We start from the raw sequence: 6,384 nt of genomic DNA, 5'->3' as shown, positions 1-6,384 counted from the left end.
ACCGGTTCGCCTCATGCATAAGGGTCTAAAGTCCCTACCCCCTGGGGGTACTGGCCATAATGATAGGGATTCCAAGACAACGCAAGAACGAATGGAGAGTTCGATGTCATCTCAAGCCAAGACCAAGATCGCGCTGGTCGGTGGTGCAGTCGTGGTTGCGTTCGCGGCCGGAGTCGGCGGCGGGGTGTTGCTCGGCGACACAACGACGTCCGCACCGGTTGCGACGCCGACGTCCACGGTGGCGCCAGCGCCCGCACCGCCCACCACTGCCGGAGCCCCCACACCCTCCACAGACGGCAATGTCCCCGGTGCTCCCGGCGGTTGCATCCCGCACATGAACTGCTAGGCCCCGACCAACGCCGATTAGTCGTGGCGTGCCGGGCACGCGCTGATAGCGAATACATCGCTGCACGACTCGCAACGCCAACACCGGCCAACGCCCCGCGATGGTGCACAACGCTTGTCGAGGACCAACAGCCCCGTCTGGACTTCCGACCAGTGCCGTGTAGGTTTCGGCAACGATCACCAAGAACCGCTGCGGGATCGCCCCGGCGATATTTGTTGGCAGGTTCGGCAACTCTGTTCAAGTAGTGTGGCCATTGCCTGGACCGTCACGAGGGCCCGACGACGGGCGGTTTGGTCTACCGGAATGTGAGTTCGGGCGGGGTTGTGGCCAGATCGGCGGTCCCCGACAAGAATTCGGTGGCGTGCTCTTGCTTGGTCGCCCCGCCGGAGGTTTTGACGGTGACCGGCACGGTGATCCGGCCGGAAAACGCCTGCGTCAGGCGGTAGGGGTCAAAGTTGTCGAGTAGGATCGCGCTCAAATCGGCGCTCCCCCACACGACCGTGCCCTCGACCACACCGTCGGGGTCCAGATGCAGCGGGCAGCCCGACGGCGCCAGCAGATTGGACTTTTGACAATTGGCCATCGCCGCGGCCAGCTGCGCGCGCACCGCGTCGCGACCCTTATCCGCTAGCGCAAAGGTCGGATGCACCCAGAACGGAGCCGCCATCGTGAATTGGTCGAGCAGAAGCGGTGGGACCTCAACCGTCAGGTAGGGGTTGGTGGTGCCGATGTCGACCCATCCGGGAAACACATACACGGTGGCGTCGCGGATCGGCTTACCAAATAGCGTCACCGTTTTCGCGGCGGCATTGCCCATCGACGCACCCAGGCCCGGCGTGAATTTGATCGCCGCCGAGGCCAGCTTCCAGCGGTTGTGGTCCATTTTCAAATCCAAAACCGCATCCGAGGTTTGGTCACCGAACGTGGCGACCACATGCACATGAGCCATGCTCACCGCCGCCTCGGGCGCCCCCGAATTGTCGTGCAAAATCTTGATATTGCGGATCGGCCATTGTGCGACTTGCTTTTTGAGGATCTCACCGGTCAGGAACTCTGTGCTGGCGGGCGGGTCAATCCCATAGGACAAAGCGGTCTGGGCATCCCCACGGGCTAACGCCGCTAGGTAGTTCTTGACCACATCGCCGGCCGACCCGCCGGCCCGGCCGCCGTCCCTGTCGGCCAGCGTGCTCACCACAACGACGGCCACCGCTACCAGCATTGCGCCGGCGGCCGCCACCAAGACAACCCACCGTTTGCGGTCCTTGCGGCCGCCAGGGGTCGAGGGCCACCCCGGTGCAGACGCATCGCCCGCCTGCGGAGCCCGCGCCGGTTGCCGGGGTGGCGGCGGCGGTTGTCCGGCCCGCGGTGACGACGAAACACCCAGGCCCCACCGGCCTGGCACGCCCTCAGTCGGACCGTCCTGACCTGGCCCCGCGCTGCTAGACGCGTCCGGATCGTCCCGGCCAGATCCGCTGACCGCGTTCGGGTCCTCAAAGCACCCACCCGACCAATCGGCCACAACAACCTCCGACGCCAGTGTATTGGCATCGCGGGCGATGTTCGCCGTGATCCGATACAAGCCAGCGCGAAATTTCGTGCAGCCGCGATCCCTCACATCTGAGCCGGGTCCGACCTGATCTTGATGGTCGTCGCACTTGGCGACGCGGGGAGCCGCCTTCGGGGCTCGGCAAGACTTGAGTCAGTAGAGGAACACCTACGCCACCGACGCCATCCCCGCGCGGCCTGCCCGAGACGAACGCGTCCACTGCAATGTGCAGATGGGCCACAAAGCCGCACAGAGTCACTGGCATTGCGAGTGAACCGCCCTGTGTGCTTTTAGGATTAGCCGTATGCGCGAGAGGTTCGACAGCGAGACAAGGTTGTCATGGGTGCTGGCCGCGCTGGCCGGGTTGGTTGGTGCCGTGGCGTTCACTCACTCCGCGGGATACTTCGTGACCTTTATGACCGGTAACACCGAACGTGCGGCGCTGGGGTACTTTCGCGATCAACCCTGGCTCGCCATGACCGCGACGCTGCTGTTGGCGGCCTTTGTCGCTGGTGTGGTCGTTGCGTCATTGTGTCGGCGCCATCTGTGGGTGGCGCATCCCCATGGCCCGACGGTTCTGACCGCCTTGTCTTTGGGGGCGCCGCCACCATCGTTTGCATCGCCACACATGGGTGGTCGGCGGCTGGTGACCTCTCGTTCGTACCAATCCCGTTCGTCGCGTTCGGAATCGGCGCCCTCAATACGTCCTTTGTCAAGGACGGCGAGGTGTCAACCCCGCTTAGCTACGTGACCGGGACGCTGGTGAAGATGGGCCAAGGCATCGAACGTCACATCAGCGGCGGCTCAGCGGCCGCGTGGCTGGGATATTTTCTGCTGTACATAAGCTTCGTCGTGGGCGCCTTCGTCGGCGGGTGTATTAGCTTGGTTGCCAATGGATCCCAGATGTTAGCCCTCGCCACCCTAGTGTGCTCGCTAACCGCCGGGTACACCCATTTCCACGGCGACCGCCGTGTCCTATTGAAGGAGTCCAACAGCCGACGTCAGTCTCGCCGTTCGGTGCTGACGATGATCCGCAAGAAGTCCAGTTGACGGACTCGCAACCACGGTGCGCGAATTCAACTGCCCTCCCTTGACAATCGTCGACATCCACCACGGTACAGATCTGCTGGACCCGTTAACGGGGTCCCGTCACCGTCCTCGGGAGGCTCGGTGTCAGCGTATGGCACGGTCACACTCTGTGAGGCTCCCCGGTAGCGGTCAGGGCATCAGCGACCTCCGCGGCCAGGAGCACCACGATGTCGGGCATGCGTCAATCGAGCTGCACGGCATCGCATGCTCACGGAAGATTCTGTGTGTTCGACGACTGGTTGACGCCGACTCAATGGGACAACGATGAAACACGATCGCGGGTCGGCGTGCTCCTCGCAACCGGGAACACTGCCGAATCTCGTTGTTTCCCGAATGGGCGAAATGCGGACTAATAACCTAAGAAGAAATAGGCGTAAACACAGTCGTACGGACCTGATTCGGACCCTAGATGATGAGCGCGGTTCGTGATCGGCGAGCCGCGAACCGCGAACCGCACCATGATGCCCAAGCCTGGCGGTGCGCGGAGAGCAGAAACCATTTGCCATCAACGTATTTCGGGCGGCCCACGGTTGATTTGCGACGAATTTGTCTCTCGGCACCACCGGACTGGCGGCGATATCAGCGACCGGTTCAACACCCGGCGGCGTTGCCCGCAAGCGGTCGGTGCGCCGGTGATTGAAACCCTGGCTCGCGACATGCGGAGTGAAGATCTTGATCATCGGCGCGCCCAACGATCCAGAGTCCGCATTCGATGTCTGATCCGGGCCGGGATCATCGAGCTGTTGCGTGATCGCGAAGACCGGCTCAGGCTGTACCTGTTGGTCCCGCATGCAGGGACCTAAGCCCCTACCCGGTATGGCTCGGCGTGCCGACTATGGGGACAGGGCGGACAACACGAAGGAGAATGGAGAGGCTTGATGAAATCTGAAACCAGGACGGCGATCGCGCTGTTTGGTGGTGCAGCTGTACTTGTTTTAGCGGTCGGATGCGGCGGCCCTAAATCGACAGGCACGACCACAACGCCGTCCACTACCCCTTCGTCCAGCGTGACGCCAGCACCCTCGATGTCAACCGCTCCCGGAACTCCCGCCCCCGGTGGGCCTTCCACCACAGGGAATGTACCCAGCGCTCCCGGCGGTTGCATTCCCCATATGAACTGTTAGACCCCGACCACGCAGCGTCGCCGTTGAGGGAGTCGGATACGGCTGCTGGCAGGATGCTGGGCCGCTCAGGCGGCGGCGGTTGTCGCGACCGACTCCTTGACACCAACTACCAGATTTTGGTGGAGGGCGCTGACCCTGGGGCCAACCAGCCATGCGCCGCCTCGAAGGGCGACGTGTCGGTGTCGATGGCCAACCCCACGTTGGCCTGAGTCGGCGCGGGGCGCGTCGTTGATGCCGTCGCTAACCATGCCCGCCTGCCGGTGTTCGGCTTGCAGCCAACGGATCTCGCCGGCCTTGTGCTCGGGTAGGACTTCGGCCGGCACACGGGCGACGCCGACTCAGCGGGCGATCGCCGCCGCGGCGCGGGCGGTGTCCCCCGTAATCATCACGACTGGCAGGCCGAGCTTGCGCAGGGCGACCAGCTAATGCCCAGGACCGCTGAGATCGCCTGAGATCAGATTCAGGGTGTCGCTATCCGCGAAACCGCTTGTAGCACACACCCTCATCGCCGCCCACGCCGACGCGGAACGCCGCTATCCGAGTGAAACCGGCCGGCACGGTGACACCGTCAACGTCGCTGGCGACCAGGTGGTTGGTGAGCAGCCCCGAGACGGCTTTGTCGAGGTCACCGGCGGTGAGCACGAGGTGGTGGTGGGATGGCAGGTCGATGGGTTCGGCCATCTTGCGGTGGGCAACTCCGGTCAGGCACGCGGTCCGCAGGGCCGCCCACTCGCTGTGCAGTGGCAGGCCGCGTTCGCGCTGCACCGCCAGCACGTATCTGGACATCACGATCGACAAGGCGGTGTCGTCACCTTGCGGCAGGCTGTGTTCCTTCTCGTTGGCGACCTGTCCGATCCTCTGCAAGGCCGGCAGGTCGACAGTGATGGTGTTCGTGTCCGGACAGTAGGACGCCGGTGGGCTGGCTTTCGCACCGGAGCAATCTGCCGGGTTGTAGGACAACGTTGGCGGCTGCGGGAGGACGAAGATCTTTCCCATCAGCTCCATCAGCGTCGACAAGGTGTCTTGGTTGATCGCGACCTCACCGGTCTGCGCGACCCCGTTGGGACCGACCCGCAAGGTCGTCGGCAGGTCACCGCGGCGTTGCAGGATTTCGTTCATAGTGATTGCCGCGCATGCCGGGGTGCCGGTGATGAAGCCCATCTGGAAGGCGCTAACCCGATCTAACGCCGACCCGTGTTCGTCATCGTTTTCGGTATCTGAGTCCATCACCGGGTCGCGGGTGGTGATCATCCCGGCGAGCACGTGGTCGAGCCCGTCACCGGTGCTCAGCGTGAAGCGCGGGGACTTACCTGCGGCAACCCACCACAGATAGGCCCCAGCGAAACAATCGGCTTGCTGCTCGCGGACGATGGTGGGGTCTTTTCTGGTGACCAGTTTCGCCATCTGCTGCAGGGCGTGCCCGTACTCGTGGGCTAACACCTCCGTTATGAACATGTCGCCGAAAATGTCTTTCCCGACCGGCATGAACACTCCACGATCCCAGGCAATGAGGTCGCACTTCGAGGTGAAAAAGGCGTTGACGTTCTGATAGGTCGCGTTGCTGCACACTGCCGGACTGTCCTGACTGTTGGAGTCGTAGGAAACCAGCTCTTCGACCGGGGTGAAGCTGCCTTTCAGGGGTTGGCCATAGGCCTGCTTCCAGTACTGCTCGATGTCGTTGACCGACAACAACGCCAGCGTGTCGATGACACCGCCGTCGGTGTTGTCCACCGTGCCGGTCGGCTTGGGGCCGTTCGGGCGCGGCCCGCTGGGACCGTCGACCGCTTGCAGACCCGCTACCCGGAATGGGTCATTGAGGATCGACACACCCCGCCCGTCGACGACGGTTGTGCACCCCGCGACCAACAGCGCCGCCCACGCGCACACAATTGCCGCCCTCGCCGACATGATCGACCTGCGGGAACGACCACGCCGCGACCGACATCGCCTCCGACAGCGGTTATCCATTGGCAACCTCATCCCGACCAGCCTGAACGGCAGCACCAAGGAATCCATATTTTAGATCCGTCGGCCAGGGTCCGTCCGCGCTCAACCAAAACGAATCGTCGACAGCGGTCCAATACCAGCGCCGCCGGATCCAGCACCACCGGCGGCGTCTGAGGGCAGCACACCCAGCACGCCACGATAGCCCAGCCATGGTGCACGGTTTGGGCGCCGCGACGGGCGTTTGGTGCCCGACGCTGTTCCAATCGCGGATCAGCTGATTGACATCACGTGAGATCCAGCCGCGCGGCGGGGCCGGCCCGTATACGCGCCCA

The 6,384-nt window shown here is 63.6% G+C and carries 4 protein-coding genes and 1 pseudogene; 3 read left to right on the top strand and 2 right to left on the bottom strand.

From position 1 onward, the window contains the following. Positions 1-103 precede the first annotated feature (103 nt). The gene (locus AC5Y7V_RS27800; protein WP_499883247.1) at positions 104-346 is read left to right on the top strand and encodes a hypothetical protein; all 243 of its coding nucleotides are present in this window, start codon (positions 104-106) and stop codon (positions 344-346) included. A 295-nt stretch (positions 347-641) separates the two neighbouring features. Here the strand turns inward: AC5Y7V_RS27800 and AC5Y7V_RS27795 are convergent, their stop codons facing one another. Further along, complete coding sequence (locus AC5Y7V_RS27795) at positions 642-1,583, bottom strand: hypothetical protein (protein ID WP_499883246.1); 942 nt, start codon at positions 1,581-1,583, stop codon at positions 642-644. Positions 1,584-2,196: 613 nt separating this feature from the next. On the opposite strand from AC5Y7V_RS27795, the pseudogene AC5Y7V_RS27790 reads away from it, so the two are divergent. Further along, positions 2,197-2,942 (top strand): annotated as a pseudogene (locus AC5Y7V_RS27790) (YoaK family protein). 464 nt (positions 2,943-3,406) lie between these two features. Continuing rightward, the gene (locus tag AC5Y7V_RS27785; protein WP_499883245.1) at positions 3,407-3,784 is read left to right on the top strand and encodes a hypothetical protein; all 378 of its coding nucleotides are present in this window, start codon (positions 3,407-3,409) and stop codon (positions 3,782-3,784) included. A 792-nt stretch (positions 3,785-4,576) separates the two neighbouring features. Here AC5Y7V_RS27785 and AC5Y7V_RS27780 read toward each other — a convergent pair. Then, positions 4,577-6,073: a neutral zinc metallopeptidase gene (locus AC5Y7V_RS27780; protein ID WP_499883244.1), complete on the bottom strand. Its 1,497-nt coding sequence runs from the start codon at positions 6,071-6,073 to the stop codon at positions 4,577-4,579. Positions 6,074-6,384: the final 311 nt, after the last annotated feature.

It is taken from the genome of Mycobacterium sp. NGS34 (genome assembly GCF_059812845.1).
The sequence above is the reverse complement of the archived record's forward strand: the minus strand, read 5'-3'. Positions and strand labels throughout refer to the sequence as shown.